General features: G+C 71.5%; 13 protein-coding genes and 2 pseudogenes. 9 read left to right on the top strand and 6 right to left on the bottom strand.

What is annotated here, in order from left to right:
• The first annotated feature begins 100 nt into the window (after positions 1-100).
• On the top strand, positions 101-1,333 hold the full coding sequence (locus tag ACZ5DS_RS19465; RefSeq protein ID WP_468239924.1) for a cytochrome P450 family protein: 1,233 nt from the start codon (positions 101-103) through the stop codon (positions 1,331-1,333).
• Between the two features lie 116 nt (positions 1,334-1,449).
• Here the strand turns inward: ACZ5DS_RS19465 and ACZ5DS_RS19470 are convergent, their stop codons facing one another.
• A complete protein-coding gene (locus ACZ5DS_RS19470) occupies positions 1,450-2,988 on the bottom strand; it encodes a helix-turn-helix domain-containing protein (protein WP_468239927.1) in 1,539 nt (512 codons plus the stop codon).
• Positions 2,989-3,177: 189 nt separating this feature from the next.
• Here ACZ5DS_RS19470 and ACZ5DS_RS19475 point away from each other — a divergent pair, with 189 nt between their 5' ends.
• The 3 genes and pseudogenes from ACZ5DS_RS19475 to ACZ5DS_RS19485 all read left to right on the top strand — a co-directional run bounded on the left by ACZ5DS_RS19475 (position 3,178) and on the right by ACZ5DS_RS19485 (position 5,996).
• Positions 3,178-3,798, top strand: coding sequence for an L-threonylcarbamoyladenylate synthase (locus tag ACZ5DS_RS19475; RefSeq protein ID WP_468239929.1), 621 nt, complete (start codon positions 3,178-3,180; stop codon positions 3,796-3,798).
• 96 nt (positions 3,799-3,894) lie between these two features.
• Positions 3,895-4,649, top strand: a pseudogene (locus ACZ5DS_RS19480) (dienelactone hydrolase family protein).
• Positions 4,650-4,796: 147 nt separating this feature from the next.
• Entirely contained in the window at positions 4,797-5,996 is a 1,200-nt protein-coding gene (locus ACZ5DS_RS19485; protein WP_468239932.1) for a glycoside hydrolase family 64 protein, read from the top strand.
• Between the two features lie 73 nt (positions 5,997-6,069).
• On the opposite strand, the gene ACZ5DS_RS19490 is transcribed toward ACZ5DS_RS19485, so the two are convergent.
• Positions 6,070-8,463, bottom strand: a complete 2,394-nt coding sequence (locus ACZ5DS_RS19490) for a M4 family metallopeptidase (protein ID WP_468239935.1) — start codon at positions 8,461-8,463, stop codon at positions 6,070-6,072.
• A 612-nt stretch (positions 8,464-9,075) separates the two neighbouring features.
• Here ACZ5DS_RS19490 and ACZ5DS_RS19495 point away from each other — a divergent pair.
• From ACZ5DS_RS19495 to ACZ5DS_RS19515, 5 genes and pseudogenes are all read left to right on the top strand, one after another.
• A complete protein-coding gene (locus ACZ5DS_RS19495; RefSeq protein WP_468239938.1) occupies positions 9,076-10,872 on the top strand; it encodes an alkaline phosphatase family protein in 1,797 nt (598 codons plus the stop codon).
• Positions 10,873-10,957: 85 nt separating this feature from the next.
• On the top strand, positions 10,958-12,460 hold the full coding sequence (locus tag ACZ5DS_RS19500; RefSeq protein WP_468239941.1) for a metallophosphoesterase family protein: 1,503 nt from the start codon (positions 10,958-10,960) through the stop codon (positions 12,458-12,460).
• 67 nt (positions 12,461-12,527) lie between these two features.
• A complete protein-coding gene (locus ACZ5DS_RS19505) occupies positions 12,528-13,583 on the top strand; it encodes an LLM class flavin-dependent oxidoreductase (protein WP_468239944.1) in 1,056 nt (351 codons plus the stop codon).
• A 404-nt stretch (positions 13,584-13,987) separates the two neighbouring features.
• Complete coding sequence (locus tag ACZ5DS_RS19510) at positions 13,988-14,599, top strand: DNA polymerase ligase N-terminal domain-containing protein (RefSeq protein WP_468239946.1); 612 nt, start codon at positions 13,988-13,990, stop codon at positions 14,597-14,599.
• Between the two features lie 141 nt (positions 14,600-14,740).
• A pseudogene (locus tag ACZ5DS_RS19515) lies at positions 14,741-14,892 on the top strand (cupin domain-containing protein); the annotation flags it as partial.
• Here ACZ5DS_RS19515 and ACZ5DS_RS19520 read toward each other — a convergent pair.
• From ACZ5DS_RS19520 to ACZ5DS_RS19535, 4 genes are all read right to left on the bottom strand, one after another.
• Positions 14,880-17,213 (bottom strand): SpoIIE family protein phosphatase, encoded by a 2,334-nt coding sequence (locus tag ACZ5DS_RS19520; RefSeq protein ID WP_468239949.1) that lies wholly within the window; start codon positions 17,211-17,213, stop codon positions 14,880-14,882. The pseudogene ACZ5DS_RS19515 and the gene ACZ5DS_RS19520 sit on opposite strands and share 13 nt — an antisense overlap.
• Positions 17,214-17,267: 54 nt before the next feature.
• On the bottom strand, positions 17,268-17,735 hold the full coding sequence (locus tag ACZ5DS_RS19525; RefSeq protein ID WP_468239951.1) for a peroxiredoxin: 468 nt from the start codon (positions 17,733-17,735) through the stop codon (positions 17,268-17,270).
• The gene (locus ACZ5DS_RS19530; RefSeq protein WP_468239954.1) at positions 17,732-18,112 is read right to left on the bottom strand and encodes a DoxX family protein; all 381 of its coding nucleotides are present in this window, start codon (positions 18,110-18,112) and stop codon (positions 17,732-17,734) included. The genes ACZ5DS_RS19525 and ACZ5DS_RS19530 overlap by 4 nt, the downstream gene beginning before the upstream one ends.
• Before the next feature lie 93 nt (positions 18,113-18,205).
• On the bottom strand, positions 18,206-18,730 hold the full coding sequence (locus ACZ5DS_RS19535; protein ID WP_468239957.1) for a MarR family winged helix-turn-helix transcriptional regulator: 525 nt from the start codon (positions 18,728-18,730) through the stop codon (positions 18,206-18,208).
• Between the last annotated feature and the right edge of the window lie 44 nt (positions 18,731-18,774).

The following is an 18,774-nucleotide window of genomic DNA, read 5'->3' on the forward strand; positions in this document are numbered from 1 at the left end:
TCGGCCACGCATCGAGGATGCGCTGTTCGCTCCCGGCCGGCGACGGTGTCTACTGGGCGACGACTGCCTCGCGAGAGCCCGACCAGCCAGGAGAGCCGTCGTGACCGTCACCGACCGCATCCCGCTCGACCCGTTCGGGACCGACATCGCTGCGGAGAGCGCCCGGCTGCGCGCCCTCGGCCCGGTCGTCCCCGTGGAACTGCCCGGCGGCATCCCCGCCTGGGCGCCCACCGGGTACGACGTCCTCAAGGAACTGATCCTCGATCCCCTGGTCAGCAAGGACGCGCGCCGGCACTGGCGGCTGTGGCCGCAGACCGGTGAGCGTCCCGCCTGGAGCTGGATCGTGACCTGGGTCGGCGTGGTCAACATGCTGTCCACCTACGGTGCCGACCACACCAGGCTGCGCAAGCTGGTGGCACCGAGCTTCACCCACCGACGCACCGAGGCGCTGCGCCCGCGCGTGGCGGCCATCACCGACGACCTGCTGGACGCGCTGGCGGCCGAGGGCGCCGACGGCCGCGCGGTCGACCTGCGGGCCGGGTTCGCCCATCCGCTGCCCATGCGCCTGATCTGCGAACTGCTCGGTGTGCCGGACGAGTTGCGCGCGGACGCCGCGCGGCTCATCACGGACATCTTCGACACCTCCGACCCGAACCCGGAGCACGCGGCGTCCGTGCAGGAGCGGATCGGCACGGTGCTGGGTGCGCTGCTCGCGTACCGGCGGAAGGAACCGGGCGACGATCTCACCACGGAGCTGATCCGGGTCCGGGACGAGGAGGGCGACCGGCTCTCCGACGAGGAGCTGCTGCACACGCTGCTGCTCGTGGTCGGTGCCGGGTTCGAGACGACCGTGAATCTCATCGGCAACGCGGTCGTGGCCCTGCTGACGCACCCGGCGCAGCGGGCGGCCGTGCGCTCCGGGGAGGTCGGCTGGGAGGGGGTGGTGGAGGAGACGCTGCGGGTGTATCCGTCGATCGCCGCGCTGCCGCTCCGGTTCGCGGTGGCGGACCTGAAGGTCGGGGAGGTGACGATCCCGGCCGGGGACGCGATCATCACGACGTACGCGGCCGCCGGCCTGGACCCGGCGCGCTACGGGTCGGACGCGGCACGTTTCGACGCGGCGCGCGGCGACGACGACCATCTGGCGTTCGGGGTCGGTGTACACCGCTGCATCGGTGCCCCGCTGGCCCGTATGGAGGCGCTGAGGGCGCTGCCCGCGCTGTTCGCCCGCTTCCCGGGGCTGCGGCTGGCGGTCGGCGCCGACGAGCTGCGGCAGGTGCCGTCGTTCATCGCCCACGGCTGGCGGGAGGTGCCGGTCCGGCTGGGCGCCTAGAGGCGTACGGGGCACCGACCGGTCCCCCGTTCCGGTCGTGCCCCGCAGCTGCTGAACTTAACGGCGGGGCACGGCCGTGGGTATCGCGTCGGTGCCCCTTGGGGCGCGCAGAGGACTCACCTGTGCACAGGTGAGTCCGGTTGACCCCGGTTCGCCCCGTCGAGGGCGCGTGCGGCGAGGACGCCGGTGGCGAGATGAGCGAGGACGACCTCGTACAGGTCGCTGCCCGCGGCCAACAGCTGGCGTTCCAGGACCGGTTCGGCGGCCCGGACGTGCTCGCGCACGGTCTGGGCGTGCACGCCGAGGTCCCGGGCCGTGCGTTCGGCGTTGGCGCCGGCGGCGATCCAGGCGCGCAGGGTGCCGCGCAGGTCGCGGCCGTCCGCGTCGAGGCGGCCGAGCAGGTCCTCGGCCCAGGAACGCAGCGCGGCCGAGGTGAGCAGCTCGCCGAGCCGGACGGGCGCAGGTGCGTGGGCCGTGCCGTCGGCGTCGTACGAGCCCTGCACCGCCTCGGTGTTGAGCGCGAGGTGGGCGGCTGCCCGGATGGTGAGGTCGGAGAAGTCGCTGCCGATCAGGGACTCGACGCGGTCCATGCGGGCGCGCACGGTGTTGCGGCTGACGCCGAGCACCTTGGCCGCGTTGACGGCGGTGAACTCCAGGCCCAGCCGGGTGGTGGCGAGCAGTTCGGCGCGGATGTGGTGGGGCAGCGTGTCGAGGGGCCTGAGGAAGCCGGCGGACCAGGCGCGCAGGGCGGCGGGGTCCATGAGCCGTTCGGGGTGGCTGCGTTCGGCGTAGACAGCCGTCTGGTCCGGGCGGAAGCGGGCCACCGCGAGGGCGCTGATGGCCTGCCCGTAGGCGGTGGCGGTGCGGGCGAGACACTGGCGCAGGCTGCCGCCGAGAAAGGTGCCCGGCCGGCCGTGGAGGAGGGTGCGCAGCCTCTCCCCCGCGGCGGGCCCGGGACCGACGACGATGACGTGCCCGTCCATCGCGGGGCAGCGCACGACGAGTGCCTGGCCGGTGGTCACGTCCGCGCACGCGTCGGCGAGTTCGTCGCGCTCGGCGGGGGAACCCTCCACGACGTACACGCGGGCGGTGTCCTCCTCGAGCAGGCCCGGCCACAGGCCGGCCGCGACCCGGCGGGCGGAGACGGTGTCCTCCACCATCAGCAGCTGCAGGATGGCCAGCCGCAGGTCGGATGTGGCCCGCCGCAGCCGGCGTCCGGCGTTCGTCAGCTCCCTTTCCCTCAGGAGCAGTTCGAGCACACAGGCGGTGCGGTTCACGATCTCGGCGGCGCGCCGGTCGAAGGGGTCCGGGCGGGCCACCACCAGCACCGCTCCGGCCGTCGGGCCCTCTCCCCGTCGGCGTACGGCGACCATGCGGACGTGGTGGCCGCCGTCCTCCAGGGCGGCGGAGGAGAGCCTGCCCGTGATCAGGTCGGCGAGCACGGTGCCGTCGAGCGGCAGGGGTTCACCGGCGAGGAGGGAGCCGTGCCCGTCCTGGAGGGAGACCGTCGCCCCGACGGTCCTCCCGAGCCAGGTGACGACCCGGCGCGGTGCGCGGCCCGGGGGACGCAGATGGTCGAGCAGCTGCTCCGCCCAGGCGGTGTCGGTGTCGTGCGGCTGCTGGGGGTGGGGGCCCTCGTCGGCTCGGGCGGCCACGTCGTCCGTCTCCTCGTCGTCCGGTTGACCTCGGCTTTCGAACGTGGACGTTACCCCAGGGCGACCAGGACCGCCCCCGGTGGCGGCGGGCGCGGCTGAGCGGCGGTCCGGACGGGAGTGCCCGGCCGACGGGGCGGCGGGGCACGCCTGAGGTGCGCGCGACGCGTGAGTACGGCATAAGCTCGCCGGGTGGCGAAGTACTTCGACGTGCACCCCGAGAACCCGCAGCCGCGCAGCATCGGCCAGATCGCCGACGCGGTGCGGTCGGGGGCACTCATCGCATACCCGACCGACTCCTGTTACGCGCTGGGCTGCCAGATCGGCAGCCGGGACGGCATCGACCGGATCCGCTCGATCCGCCATCTGGACGACAGGCACCACTTCACGCTGATGTGCCGGGACTTCGCGCAGCTCGGCCAGTTCGTCCGCGTCGACAACGACGTGTTCCGGGCCGTGAAGGCGTCGACCCCCGGCAGCTACACGTTCATCCTCCCGGCGACCCGTGAGGTGCCGCGCATGCTGCAGCACCCCAAGAAGAAGACCGTGGGCGTGCGCATCCCCGACCATGTGGTCACCCAGGCCCTGCTGGCCGAGCTGGGCGAACCGCTGCTGTCCAGCACGCTGCTGCTGCCGGACGAGGAGGAGCCGCTGACCCAGGGCTGGGAGATCAAGGACCGGCTCGACCATGCGGTGGACGCGGTGGTGGACTCCGGGGACTGCGGCACCGAGCCGACCACGGTCGTGGACTTCTCCGGCGGCGAGGCGGAGATCGTGCGGCGGGGCGCCGGGGACGCCTCACGGTTCGAGTGAGGACGGCACCGGCGTCGCCGTGTGGATCTTGCATGGCAGCATGAAACATGTACGTGCCACCGAACCCGCCGCCGATTCCTCAGGAGGCTCCGCAGCATGACTGCCGTACGGGGAACAGAAGTCGACATCCCGACCGAGGACGGCACCGCCGACGCCTACCTCGCCCACCCCGCGGACGGGAAGCCGCGCCCGGGCGTCCTCCTCTACCAGGACGCCTACGGTCTGCGCCCGCAGCTGAGGGCGATGGCCGACCGGCTCGCGGGCGCCGGTTACACGGTTCTGGTACCGAACGTCTTCTACCGGCACGGCCGCACCCCGATCGGAGAGGTTCCGGAGTTCATCGACCCCGCGGCCAACCCGACCATCTGGGAGCGGATCGGCCCGGTCATGGCCTCGCTCACCCCCGAGCAGACCAAGCGGGACGCGGACGCCTATCTGGGCTGGCTGGCCGACTGCCCCCTGGTCACGGACGGCCCGGTCGCGCTGACCGGTTACTGCATGGGTGCCCGCCTGGCGCTGCGTACGGCGGCCACGCACCCCGAACGGGTGGCCGCCGCGGCCGGCTTCCACGGCGGCCGGCTGGCCACCGACGCCCCGGACAGTCCGCACCTCGGCGCCGAGCGCATCACCGCGGAGCTGTACTTCCCCACGCCGACCAGGACCGGTCCATGCCCGAGGAGCAGATCCGGCGGCTGGAGGACGCGCTCACCGCCGCCGGCGTACGGCACACCTGCGAGGTCTACCCGGATGCTCACCACGGCTACACCCAGGCGGACACCCCCGCCTACGACCGGGAGGCCGACGAGCGGCACTGGTCGGCACTGCTCGACCTCCTCAAGCGCACCTTCTGAGGCCTGCGGGCGTCCGCCCTGCGGCGGACGCCACCCGGATCCGGTCCCTCTCATTGACATGCACTCGCCCGACCGCGACGCTGAGAGCGCTCTCACACAGGTACGGACCAATACCCGTACGACCCCGACCCCACACGGAGGTGGAGAGTGCTCACCAGCTTCACGCGCCCGGCGCTGCCCCTGGCAGCCGCGGCGGCCCTGGTCGGCGGCCTGCTCGCGCTGGCCGCACCGGACCGCGCCGATGCCGCGGTACCGGACACCATCTCGCTGAAGATCACCAACAACTCGGGCCGCTCCGGCCCGGTGTACGTCTACGACCTCGGCACCCAGCTGTCCACGGGGCGGCAGGGCTGGGCCGACGCGAACGGCACCTTCCACGCCTGGCCGGCGGGCGGCAACCCGCCGACTCCCGCACCGGACGCGGCGATCGCCGGACCGGCCGCCGGGCAGTCGACGACGATCCGGATACCGAAGTTCTCCGGTCGGATCTACTTCTCCTACGGCGAGAAGCTCGACTTCAGGCTGACCACCGGCGGCCTGGTGCAGCCGGCCGTGCAGAACCCGTCCGACCCCAACCGGAACATCCTGTTCAACTGGTCGGAGTACACGCTGAACGACTCGGGCCTGTGGCTCAACAGCACCCAGGTGGACATGTTCTCGGCGCCGTACGCGGTCGGCGTGCAGCGGTCCGACGGCAGTGTCAGCAGCACCGGGCACCTCAAGTCCGGTGGCTACACGGGCTTCTTCAACGCGCTGCGCGGCCAGCCGGGCGGCTGGGCGAACCTCATCCAGACGCGACCCGACGGCACCGTGCTGCGCGCCCTCTCCCCGCTGTACGGCGTGGAGACCGGGGCCCTGCCGGCGAACGTGATGGACGACTACGTCAACCGGGTCTGGCAGAAGTACGCGACGTCGACCCTGACGGTCACGCCATTCGGCGACCAGCCGAACACCCGGTACTTCGGCCGGGTTTCGGGCAACGTCATGAACTTCACCAACTCCTCGGGTGCGGTCGTCACGAGTTTCCAGAAGCCGGACGCATCCAGCATCTTCGGCTGTCACAAGCTGCTCGACGCGCCCAACGACACCGTGCGCGGGCCCATCTCCCGCACGTTGTGTGCCGGTTTCAACCGCTCGACGCTGTTGGTCAATGCCCACCAGCCGGACTCCTCGGCGGCGAACTTCTACCAGGACGCCGTGACCAACCACTACGCGCGCAAGATCCACGCGCAGATGGCCGACGGCAAGGCGTACGCGTTCGCCTTCGACGACGTCGGCAACCAGGAGTCGCTGGTCCACGACGGCGGCCCGCAGCAGGCGTATCTGACGCTGGATCCGCTGAGCTGACATGCCACGGTCCCGCACCCCGAGGGGTGCGGGACCGCAGCGTGTGGGTCAGCCGGCCGTCAGGGCAGTTGGGTCAGCCGGTCGTCAGGGCGGTGTCGTCCACGACGAAGCTGGTCTGGAGCGAGAAGTCCTCGACTCCGTTGAACTTCAGCGTGACCGTCGAGCCCGCCAGCGAGGACAGGTCGAAGGACTTCTGGCTGTAGCCGGAGGCCGCGTTGAGGTTCGAGTAGGTCGCCAGGGTCTTCGAGCCGGCGGTCACCGTCAGCTTGTCGTACTGGGTGCTGCCGGTGGTCTCGTCGGTGTCGATGTGCAGGTAGAAGGTCAGGGTCGCCTTGCAGCCCGCGGGGATCGTCACCGACTGGGACAGGGTGTCGGTGTGCGAGGAGCCGTAGCCGTCGAGCCAGGCCTTGTAGGAGCCGCTGTGGGCGGGCTCACCGGTGCTGTTGTCGATGACCCCGCTGGTCGCGGTCCAGCCGGTGCTGCCGGACTCGAAGCCGGGGTTGGTCAGCAGCTGGGTCGAGGTGCAGCCTCCGCCGACCGGGTTGACCGTCCAGCTGAAGGTCGCGGTGCCGGTCGCGCCGGTGGAGTCGGTCACCGTGACGGTGGTGCTGGAGGTGCCCGCGGTGGTGGGCGTGCCGGAGATCAGGCCGGTCGAGCTGTTGATGGACAGGCCGGCCGGCAGCCCGGAGGCACTGTAGGTGAGCGCGCCGCTGTTGGTGCTGCTCGCCTGGATCTGCAGGCTCACCGCGGCGCCGACGGTGGAGGTCTGGCTGCCCGGGTTGGTGACGGTCACTCCGCTGCTGGGCGGGTTGATGTGGCCGCCGACGTTGATGCCCGCGAAGGCGTTGCCCACCCCGGCGTACTGGGTGGAGTTGGTGCCGTAGAGCGCGGCCGCCGCGTTGAGGGCCGCGGTGCGGGCGCCGGCGTAGTCGGTGGTCGACGTCATGTACGTCGTCAGCGCCTTGTACCAGATCTGCAGGGCGGCGGCCCGGCCGATGCCGGTGACCGCAACGCCGTCCGAGGTCGGGCTGTTGTAGGTCACGCCGTTGATGACCTTGGTGCCACTGCCCTCGGAGAGCAGGTAGAACATGTGGTTCGCGGGGCCCGAGGAGTAGTGCACGTCCAGGTTGCCGACGCCGGAGTACCAGCTGTCGGCGGATCCGCCGTCCTTGCTCGGCTTGTCCATGTACCGCAGCGGCGTGCCGTTGCCGTTGATGTCGATCTTCTCGCCGATGAGGTAGTCGCCGACGTCGTTGGAGTTGTTGGCGTAGAACTCCACGCCCGTGCCGAAGATGTCGGAGGTCGCCTCGTTCAGACCGCCGGACTCACCGCTGTATTCGAGACCGGCGGTGTTGGAGGTGACGCCGTGGGTCATCTCGTGGCCGGCGACGTCCAGCGAGGTCAGGGCGTGGGTGCCGCCGGAGCCGTCGCCGTAGGTCATGCAGAAGCAGCTGTCGTCCCAGAACGCGTTGACGTAGCTGTTGCTGTAGTGGACGCGCGAGTAGGCGGCGACGCCGTCGTTCCTGATGCCGCTGCGACCGAAGGTGCTCTTGTAGAAGTCCCAGGTCTCCTGCGCGCCGTAGGCGGCGTCGGCGCCCGCGGTGACGCTGTTGGAGCCGGTGCCGTCGCCCCACACGTCGTTCGAGCTGGTGAACAAGGTGCCGGTACCGGACGTGCCGTGGTTGAGGTTGTACGTCTTGTGACCGCCGCGCGTGGTGTCGTACAGCTGATACGTCGAGCCCGACAGCGTGGTGCTGAGGCTGACCGTGCCGCTGTACTGGGTGTTGCCGGTGCCCGTCTTGATCGCCTGGTAGCGGTACAGCTCCTTGCCGGTGGTGGCGTCGGTGATGACGTGGAGCTGGCTGGGGGTGCCGTCGTCCTGGAAGCCGCCGACCACCGTCTCCCAGGCGAGCTTCGGGGTGCCGTTGCCGGCCCAGATCACCTTGCGGGCGCTGTCGGTGGTGGGGCTCTTCGCGTCGAGGGCCTTGGCGGCCTTGAGGGCCTTGGTCTCGGCGGCGGACTTGGTGTAGGTCGCGGTGGTCGACGTGACCTTGATCTTCTGCTTGTTGTTGTACGTCGTGCTCACCGTGCCCGCGGCCAGGGAGGCGGGCGGGGTGTGCACGATGAGGTCGCCGCCGAGGACGGGCAGGCCTGCGTAGGTGCGCTCGTAACGAGTGTGCAGGGTGCCGTCGTTGTCCTTGACGACGTCCTTGACGACCAGCTTCTCCTTGGCGCCGAGTCCGAGCGTGCGGGCGGTCGCGGCGGTCTTCGACTGGGCGCTCCTGACGAGCGCGGAGTGCTGGGCGGGGGTGAGCTTGGCCTCCATGCCTCCGGTGCGCAGGGGGCTGGGGTGGGGGCCCGCGGGTGTGGCGGTCGCCGGAACCGACTGGATGCCGACGGCGAGGAAGGCGGCGGTGGAGACCAGTGCGGCTCCGACCGTGGCCCGTCTGTGGGGAAGACGTCTCACTCGTACTCCTCCTGCTGCGGCCGCCGGGTCGCGGCCGGTGACAGACCCGGGCAGACGGGTGTGCTGTCCGGGACGAGCTGAGCTGTGCGGGGACCGTGATCCGTGCACACACCATGGGAGATTCCGTGTGCGGGGGGAGGATTGCAGCTTGTCCCGCACATGCCAGCCATCACGGGGGCAATCGAGGGTTTTCCCTATGCAGGTAGGGCACCCCGGGCTCCGGGTCGACCTTCACGCATGGGTCAATGCCTACGGACTGCCGAGCGCACCCCAGGCGCTCGTGAACGCCGTTAGCCTGACAGGGAGTTCAGAAGGGGAGACGCGATGCCCGCACCCTCGGCCACCCGGCGCGCACCCACGCCGTAGGCGTCCGCGCACGTCGGCGGGACGTCCTCGTCCGTCGGATGCCCTGACCGGCGGCGCCCGCCGAAGCCCCGGAGCAGGGTGCCACCTGACCATCACCATGCCAACTTGTCTGGTCAAGTTTGGTCTTGGTTCTTCCGCCTGACAGCACAGACCGATACCCATGTCCCGTTCATCGTGCACAGCCGGGCCACCTGGCCCGCACCCTCACGACACCCTCTTCACACGGGACGAGGTACACGAATGCGCTTGCGCTGGAGATCCCTCGGCGGGCTGCTCGCCCTCCTCGGCGCACTGATCGTCTGCACTCCCCCGGCACACGCGGCCGGGAGCAGCGGCAACCTGATCGTCAACGGCGATGCGGAGGCCGGCGGTTACTGCACCGACGACTGGTCCGCGGCCACCACCGTGCCCGGCTGGACCACCCAGGCCGGCGGGCCGGACGTCATGTGCCACACCGCCGGCTCCTTCGGGCTGCCCGGCGACGGCAAGGCCCCCGGCAAGGCCTTCTTCGGGCCCGGCAACTTCGGTGACGGCTCGATGACGCAGACCGTCGACGTCTCCTCGGCGGCCGCGGCCGTCGACGGCGGCGGTGTGAGCTACAACCTCTCCGGCTGGCTCGGCGGCTGGACCGCCTACAGCGGGTACGTCGCCGTGGGCCTGCACTTCCACGATGCGAGCGGCCGGCCGCTCGGCACGACCGCCAAGCTGCCGACGGTCTCCGCGTCCGACCGGGGCCTGGCCACCAAGTTCCTCTCCCGCAGCACCACCGGCCCGGTCCCCGCGGGCACCCGGTCGATCCAGGTCGAGGTGCAGTTCCTGTCGACGTCGCACGAGACCGGCTACCTCGACAACCTCTCCCTCACCCTGAACACTCCGGTCACCGCACCGGCCCCGCTCACCCCGCCCGCGTCGAAGGTGCCGGGCTACGACCACGTGTTCATGGTCATGATGGAGAACACCGACTACTCCGCGATCATGAACGATCCGGCCGACACGCCCTACATGCACAGCCTGATGGCCCAGGGCGCGACGCTCACCGACTTCCACGGCGTCTACCACCCGAGCGACGAGAACTACCTCGCCATCGCCGGCGGCGACACCTACGCCAAGGGCGCCACCTACTGGCCCAACATCAACTCTCCTCAGCGCAACCTGGGCGACACCCTCGAGGAGGCCGGCAAGAGCTGGAAGGCCTACGAGCAGGGCATGGGCACGCCCTGCAACACCAAGAACACCTACGACAGTTACTACGAGCCCGACGACGCGCCGTTCATCAACTACACGGACATCAGCGGCAACGCGTCCCGGTGCACCGCGCACCTGTTCGACACCACACAGCTCACCACCGACCTCAAGTCGGCCTCGACCACCCCCAACTTCTCCTGGATCGCCGCCGACGACTACTACGACGGCGAGGCCTCCGGCAACGGCAGCGTCACCAGCCTGAAGACCCAGGACGGCTGGCTGAAGCAGACCCTCGCCCCGGTGCTGTCCTCTCCCGCCTGGACCCAGCAGCGCTCGCTGCTCATCCTGACCTGGGACGAGAGCAACAGCGAGGCGTACAACCACATCGTGACCACGGTCGTCGGCTCCCAGGGCACCGTCCCGGCCGGGACCAGCAGTCCGGTCCACTACGACCACTACGGCATCGGCCGGACCATCGAGGAGGCCCTCGGCCTGCCTGGCCTGACCGCCAACGACACCTATGCGACACCGCTGAACGCCGCCTTCGCACCGTCCACCGCGACGGCACCGACGCTCACCGGCGACCTGAACGCCGTCGCGAACGGCGGCAACGTCACCTTCCGGTACACGGTGCCGTCCGCCGCGCAGGTGAGTGCGAAGAACTGGATCGGCATCTACCCCGCCGGTGTCACCCCCGGCCAACGGTCCTCACTGGCCTGGGCCTACACCCCGAACGCCAGCGGCGCGGCGGCCTTCTCCACCGGCAAGCTGAGCGGCCCGAGCCGGTACGACGTGTACTACCTGGCCAACGACGGCTACTCGGTGCTGGCAGGTCCCCTCTCGCTGACCGTGGACTGATCCGCAGACTGCGGCAGGCTCCGGGTCGCACGGTGGCAGGCCCCGCCCGACGAGGCGGGGCCTGCCCGTTGTTACCGTGCACCGCGTGACTGACTCCTCACGCGACACCGCAGAGGGCGCCGGTTGGGGCCCGTCCGAGCGCGGCGCCTACCGGCAGCTGGTGCCCGACCACGTCGAGAAGCTGTCGTGGCTGAACCCGAAGACCCTGTGGGTCGCCCGCAACGGGGTGCTGGCGTCCTGGTTCGGCGACCCGACGGGCCGTACCCGCAGCCGCCTGGCGGCCCGACAGGCCGAGGCGGGGGCACCCGCCGACAAGGTGATCCGGCGGGAGGTACCGGATCGGTTCTCCTTCATGGTCATCGGGGACACCGGCGAGGGCGACGACTCCCAGTACGCCGTCGTGCCGGGCTTTCTGAAAGCAAGTCAGGACACGGACTTCGCGGTGATCGCCAGCGACGTGATCTACCCCGTCGGCAGCGCGGACGACTACGGCACCAAGTTCTTCCGGCCGTACCAGGACTACCCGGCGCCGATCTACGCGATACCGGGCAACCACGACTGGTACGAGGATCTCGGCGCGTTCATGCGCGTCTTCTGCGCCGACGCCCCGCCACCGGCCCCCGAGCCCGCACCCCGCCCACTCACCCGCGCCTGGTGGCGCGCCCTTCTCTGGCACCGGCCCCGCCCGACCGACGGACAACACCTCGCCGAGGCACGGAAGTTGCGCTCGGCGCCCGGGCAACAGGCCGTGCAGCCGGGGCCGTACTGGGCGATCGACGCCGGACCGGTGCGGATCGTCGGCATCGACACCGGACTGCTGGGCACGATCGACGCCGAACAGGGCGCGTGGCTGCGGGAGATCTCCCGCGGGCCGCGGCCGAAGATCCTCATCACCGGCTCGCCTCTGTACGTGGACGGCGAGCACCACCCCTGCGCCATCGAGGGCGGCGGCACGGTGGACGACATCGTCCGCGACCCGGAGCACCACTACGTGGCCGCGATCGGTGGCGACATCCACAACTACCAGCGCTATCCGGTCGACGTGGACGGGCGGACCGTCCAGTACGTGGTGGCGGGCGGCGGCGGTGCGTTCATGCACGCCACGCACACCATCCCGCGGGTGTCGGTCGGACACGTCACCGAGCGGGACTTCCGCTGCTATCCGCTGCGCGGCGACTCGCTGGCCTTCTACAGCCGCCTGTACGGCCACCGGCTGCGCCTGCGCCGCTTCTTCACGCTCACCGAGTCCGAGGCGACGGCCGTCGTCGCCGAGCGGCTCGGCATCGAGCCGGGCCGCGCGCCCGGCCCGGACACCCGGGTGACCCGGCGCATCCGCCTGGTGGCGAGCCTGCTGGGGACCGGCGGCCGCCCCGACCGCACCTCCCGGTTCCGGCTGCCCGTGCGCAAGATCTACACCCAGCTGTTCTCGCCCGCCTCCGACACCTACAGCCCACCCTTCTTCAAGTGCTTCCTGCGCCTGGACGTCACCCCGGAGGCGGTACGGCTGCGCTGCTACGCGGCGACCGGCAACCGTGTCCAGGAACTCGATCCACCGGTCGAGGACGAGGTCACCATCCCGCTGAACTGATCACACGGTTGTCACACTCGCCTGCGAGAATCGGGGCAGAGCCGACGTACGACCGTTGGAGGAGCCCGTGCCGTCCACTCCCCGCCCGCTGCGCAAGCTGGGTTTCCTCACCATCGGCCTGTTCGACGCGGCCGACCCGGGCCGGGGCCACGAGTCCACGCTGGAGATCATCGAGCTGGGCGAGCGGCTGGGCCTCGACAGCGCCTGGGTCCGCCACCGTCACCTCCAGTACGGCATCTCCTCCCCGGTCGCGGTGCTGGCGGCGGCCTCGCAGCGCACCCGCCGCATCGAGCTCGGCACCGCGGTGATCCCGCTGGGCTGGGAGAACCCGCTGCGGCTCGCCGAGGACCTGGGCACCGTGGACATCCTGTCCGGCGGCCGTCTGAACCCGGGTGTCAGCGTGGGCCCGCCGATGCACTACGAGCAGGTCAAGGAGGCCCTGTATCCGGACACCGCGGACACCGAGAACTTCGGCTACGAGCGGGTGCAGCGGCTGCTGGACTTCGTGCGCGGCAAGCCGGCCACCGACTTCAGCGGGGTGGACGGCTTCGACGCCACGCGGCGACAGCCGCACATCGAATACAGCGCGGACGTGGTCCAGCCGCACTCCCCCGGACTCGGGCGGCGGCTGTGGTACGGCGGCGGCAGTCTCGGCTCGGCGCGCTGGGCGGGCGAGCACGGGATGAACTTCCTGACCAGCAGCGTGGTCAAGGCCGAGGATCCGGAGGGGCCGCTGGACTTCGCCGAGATCCAGCGGTCCCTGATCCGCGCGTTCCGCGCCCACCACCCGGACGGGGAGGCGGCCCGCGTCTCCCAGGGGCTGGTGGTGATCCCCACCGACTCCGCGAGCCCCGAGCAGCGGGCCAAGTACGAGGAGTACGCGGCGAAGCGCCTGCCGCGCACGGCCGCACCACAGGGCCCGGGGCGGCTCCTCTTCGCCCCGGACCTGGTCGGCCCGTCCGAGGAACTCGCCGAGCGGCTGCGCGCACACGCCGCCTTCCGCGAGGTCGACGAGGTGGCGTTCGCGCTGCCGTTCACCTTCGAGCACGAGGACTACGTCCAGATCCTGACCGACCTGGCGACGAAGCTGGGCCCCGCGCTGGGGTGGCGGCCGGCGGCCTGACTCCCGGCGCAGGTCGGGCAGCCCCACGTCCTCGGGCCGGACCAGCGCCCGGCGGGCGCGCAGGAACCCGCCGAGCGTGTTCGAACCGTCCGTGAGACCACCGTAGGGCCGTCCCGGTGACCGTGACTGGCCCTGTCACTCCCAGGAACGCGGGGGCACTGCCACCGGGGGTGTGTCCGGCGCACCGTGGAGGCAGGGCACCGGACGTACCGGTGGCCCCGGCACTGCGCGAGAGGTACGACATGAACGCACAGCTCGGTGGCACCGTCACCCCGGCCGACGGCCACCGCGCGCAGCACCGCCACGGCTCCTCCCTCAGGACGCGGCCGCGAAGCTGGACGGCATGATCGGCTGAACGGCCCGTACCGGGGTACTCGGCGGTGTACGCAGGAAAGGAGCCCCAGGTGGCGACGGAGGACCGGCTGCGGACCTACCGCGGCAAGCGCGACTTCGAGCGGACCGGTGAGCCGTCGGGGAAGGCGGCGGCCAGGGAGGGTGAGCGGCCCCGGTTCGTGGTGCAGATCCATGACGCACGCCGGATGCACTTCGACTTCCGGCTCCAGGTGGGGGACGTCCTGAAGTCCTGGTCCGTTCCCAAGGGTCCGTCGACGGATCCCGCGGACAAGCGGCTGGCCGTGCCCACCGAGGACCATCCGCTGGAGTACGAGGACTTCGAGGGCGTGATCCCGAAGGGCGAGTACGGCGGCGGCACCGTGATCGTCTGGGACCACGGGACGTACGAGCCGCTCAGCCACGACCGCCGGGGCCGCCCGGTGGACTTCACCGAGTCGCTGGAACGCGGGCACGCCACCTTCCGGCTGCACGGGGACAAGCTGCACGGCGAGTACGCCCTCACCCGCTTCCGCAGCGGCCAGGACGAGGAGGAGGCCTGGCTCCTGGTCCGCAAGGGCCCGGCCCGCGCGAAGGGGCACGGCACCCCCGATCCCCGCCGGGCTCGCTCGGTACAAACCGGACGCACCCTGGCCCAGGTCGTCGCCGACGCCGGCCAGGAGTGACACCTGGGCTCGGGTGCGGGCATCCGGATCACCGGGTTCCGCCCCCAACGCGCCCGCTCTGCCTCCCTGTTCGCGGCGGTATCCGCTCGCGTCCCTGGAGGCTCACGCACGCGCACCGCACTCCGCACGGCCGTCACCGGCGTGGTGACCGCCGCGACCTTCTGACCTGCGGCGCCGCCGGGGCGACCCCGGCGGGATCCGGCGTGACGGCCCGGATCCTCGCCCAGACCACCGTCGGCGGCACCGACTACACCCTGCGGGAGATGACGATCCCGCCTGGTCAGAGCAGCGGCTGTTCCGCCCAGATCGTCTTGCCGCTGCCTGTCTGCCGGCTGCCCCAGCGCTGGGTGAGCTGCGCGACCAGCAGCAGTCCGCGGCCGCCCTCGTCGTAGGCGTGCGCGCGGCGCAGATGCGGTGAGGTGGAACTGCCGTCGGAGACCTCGCAGATGAGCGCGCGGTCGCGGATCAGGCGCAGTTGGATGGGCGGTTCGCCGTAGCGGATGGCGTTGGTGACGAGTTCGCTGACGACGAGTTCGGTGACGAACGCGGCCTCCTCCAGTCCCCAGGCGGCCAGTTGCTCGGTGGCCGCCTGCCGGAAGTGGGCCACTTCGGCCGGGTCGGGCGGTACGTCCCAGGTGGCGACGCGGTCGGCGCCGAGGGCGCGGGTGCGGACCATGAGGAGGGCGACGTCGTCGGTGGGCTGTTCGGGCATGACGGCCTTGAGGACGTTGTCGGTGAGGGCCTCCAGGGAGTCGGCCGGCTCACCGAGGGCGCGGCGCAGTTCGTCGGTGGCGCGATCGACGTCCCGGTCGCGGTCCTCGACGAGTCCGTCGGTGTAGAGGGCGACGACCGAGCCCTCGGGCAGGTCGAGTTCCATCGCCTCGAACGGGAGCCCGCCGACGCCGAGGGGCGGTCCGGCGGTCATGGGGACGAACTCGGCGGTGCCGCCGGGCAGGACGACGGCCGGGGCCGGGTGGCCGGCGGCCGCCAGGGAGAGACGGCGGGAGACGGGGTCGTAGACGGCGTAGAGGCAGGTGGCGCCGAGCTCGGCGACCTCCTCGCCGCTGTCGTCCGAGACCAGGTGGGTGACCAGGTCGTCGAGGTGGGTGAGGAGTTCGTCCGGGGGCAGGTCGACGTCGGCGAGGGTGCGTACGGCGGTGCGCAGCCGGCCCATGGTGGCCGAGGACTGGATGCCGTGGCCGACCACGTCGCCGACGACCAGCGCGACCCGGCTGCCGGAGAGCGGGATCACGTCGAACCAGTCGCCACCGATACCGGCCAGCGACCCGCACGGGCGATACCGGTGGGCGACCTCGACGGCGGCCTGTCCCGGCAGTCCCCGGGGCAGCAGGCTGTGCTGGAGGGCGTGGGCGGTGGTGCGTTCGCGGGCGAAGCGGCGGGCGTTGTCGACGCAGACGGCGGCGCGGCTGCCGAGTTCCTCGGCGAAGACGGCGTCGTCGGGGCCGTAGTCGTCCGGGTGGGCCATGCGGACGCACACCGCGACACCGAGGGTGGTGCCGCGGGCGCGCAGCGGCACCGCGATCATGGAGTGGACGCCCTGGCGGTAGGGGCGGCCCTCGGGCGAGCGCATGTTGCGCTCTTCGAGCCACTGGATGAACTCCGGCTCGCCGGCCTGGGCCAGCACGGCACGGCCCTCGCGCAGGGCACGGGCGGGTGGTGAGGCCGGCTCGTACGTCTGCGTCTCGCCGAGTTTCACGGCCGCACCGGGATTGCCCTCCCGGGTGGAGCCGTGGGCGACGCGGTGCACGACGACACCGTCGTCCGGGATCATCGGCGGCTCGTCGGCGCCGAGAACCCAGTCCAGCAGGTCGACGCTGGCGAAGTCGGCGTACCGCGGGACCAGCACTGCGACGAGTTCCTCGGCGGTGCGCACCACGTCCAGGGTGGTGCCGATGCCGGTGGCGGCCTCGTTCAGCAGGGCGAGGCGGCGCCGGGCCCAGTACTGCTCGGTGTTGTCGAAGGCCGCGAGGGCGATCGCGGTCGGCTCGCCGGAGTCGTCCCGCAGGGGCCACATCTCGATGCTCCACAGGTGTTCCCGGTTCAGGGAGGGGGCGCCGGCGAAGCTCTCGTAGCGGACGGGCATGCCGGTCTCGGCGACCTGGCGTAGGTGGCGCAGGAAGCCCCGGTTGTGCTCGACGTCCGCCACGGTGTCGGGGAAGAACCGGCCGAGCAGCGTCTCCTCGGGCACGCCCATCACTTGGCAGGCGGTGTCGTTGAGGCGCAGGTATCGCTGCTGGAGGTCGAAGACGGACATGGACATGGAGGCCTGTTGGAAGGCCTGGGCGACCAGCGCGGTGTCGGGCGGGACGGGCGGGGCGGTGGTGACCACGTATCCGGTCGGCGTGCCGTCGGCGCCGAGGGCCGGGCAAGCGGTCAGGGCCAGCTCGACCCGGTGTCCGTCGCGGTGCCGCAGGGCGAGGGTCCCGGACCGGGTGGCGAAGGCGTCGTCGGGTACGTCCTGCGCGAGCAGATCGGTCGCGGGCCGTCCGACGACCTCTTCCGGTGCGTGGCCGGTGAGCAGCCGCGCACCTTCGCTCCACCCCGTCACCATGCCCTGGGCATCAATGATCGCCGCGGCCGCGACACGCTCCATACGCCCAAGGATGATCCGAATGTTCCGGGGCATCAAGCGCGGACGCGGCCGGTCTCAGCCCTGGTGGGTGCGCAGTACGGCCAGGGCCCGGTCGGCGTGTGTGTTCATCCGGAATTCGCTGCGGACGACCTCCAGGACCGTGCGGTCCTCGGCGATGACGTAGGTGGCCCGCTTGGTGGGCGCGAGCGTGAAGCCCCGCTTGACCCCGAACCGCTCGCGGACCGCTCCGTCGGGGTCGGACAGGAGTGGCATGCCGAGGGTGTGCCGGCCGGTGAACTCCTGCTGCCGTTCGACGCTGTCACCGCTGATCCCGACCGGGCGGGCGCCGACGGCGGCGAATTCCGCGGCGAGATCGCGGAAGTGGCAGGCCTCGGCGGTGCAGCCGGGCGACAGGGCGGCCGGGTAGAAGAAAAGGACCACCGGGCCCTCGGCCAGCAGCTCGGTGAGCCGCCGGGTGGTGCCGGTCTCGTCCGGCAGGGCGAAGTCCTCGACCGTGTCCCCGACCTCGATGGGTGCGGTCACGAGCGTCCCTCCTGGTTCCGTGCGACACCGCGGGCCCACAGCACGAGGGGCAGCTGCAGGGGCAGCCGGGCCAGGGCCGCGTTCCGCTGCGGTGCGGGCCGGTGCCGCCAGTCGACGGCCATCTTCACGTTGGCGGGGAACACCCCGACGAAGAAGGCGGCGGCCGCCTTCGCGGCCACGGCACGGGTGCGGGGCGCGGCGATCCCGGCCGCGAGCGCCAGCTCCACGACACCGCTGCCGTACGTCCATGTCCTGGGCGAGCCCGGCAGCGCCCGGGGAATCGTCGCGTCGAACTGCCGCGGGACGGCGAAGTGGGCGACCCCTGCGGCGGCCAACAGGCCCGCGAGCAGCAGGGGTGAGCGTTCGGACCGGGGCACGGTTCCTCCTCTGGTGACCTGCCGCCGGATATTACTCGACGGTAGAGAGCGGTACTGCCGCTTCGGAGCGATCACCCAAGACCGTCTTTGCTGTCACGCCGTCGCCGCGGGGGCGTCGGCCTCCTGACCGGACTCGTCGTCGACCGCGAAGGCGAGGAAGTCGTCGACCATGCGGTGGAAGAGCGCGGCCAGCTGCCGCAGCTCCTCGGGCTGCCAGTCGGCGAGGGCGAGCTGCATCCCACGGGCACCGGCCTCCCGGACCCGGGCCACGGCCTCCCGCCCGGCGTCGGTGAGCTGGATCCGCTGGGCCCGGCGGTCGGCCGGGTCGGGAACCCGGGTGACGTACCCCGACCGCTGCAGTTGCTGCACGGTCCGCGTCACATGGGAGGCCTCCACGCCCAGGCGCTGGGCCAGCTCCCCCGGCCGGAGCGGATCGGAGTCGGCGACCTGGCGCAGCAGCGCGACCGCGGCCCGGTCCAGCGGCACACCGGCGAGCGCCATCAGCCGCTCGTGCCGGCGGGCACGGGTGCTGAGGTAGGTGATGCGCGTCAGGGCACGCTCGATCTCGATGGCCTCGGGAGAGGCGGGCGGGACGTTGAGCAGCGGTTCCGTGGGCATATCCCGAGTTTTGCATATAGTTGCGTAACTCAAGTAAGTTACGG

Source organism: Streptomyces sp. NPDC031100, from assembly GCF_055570785.1.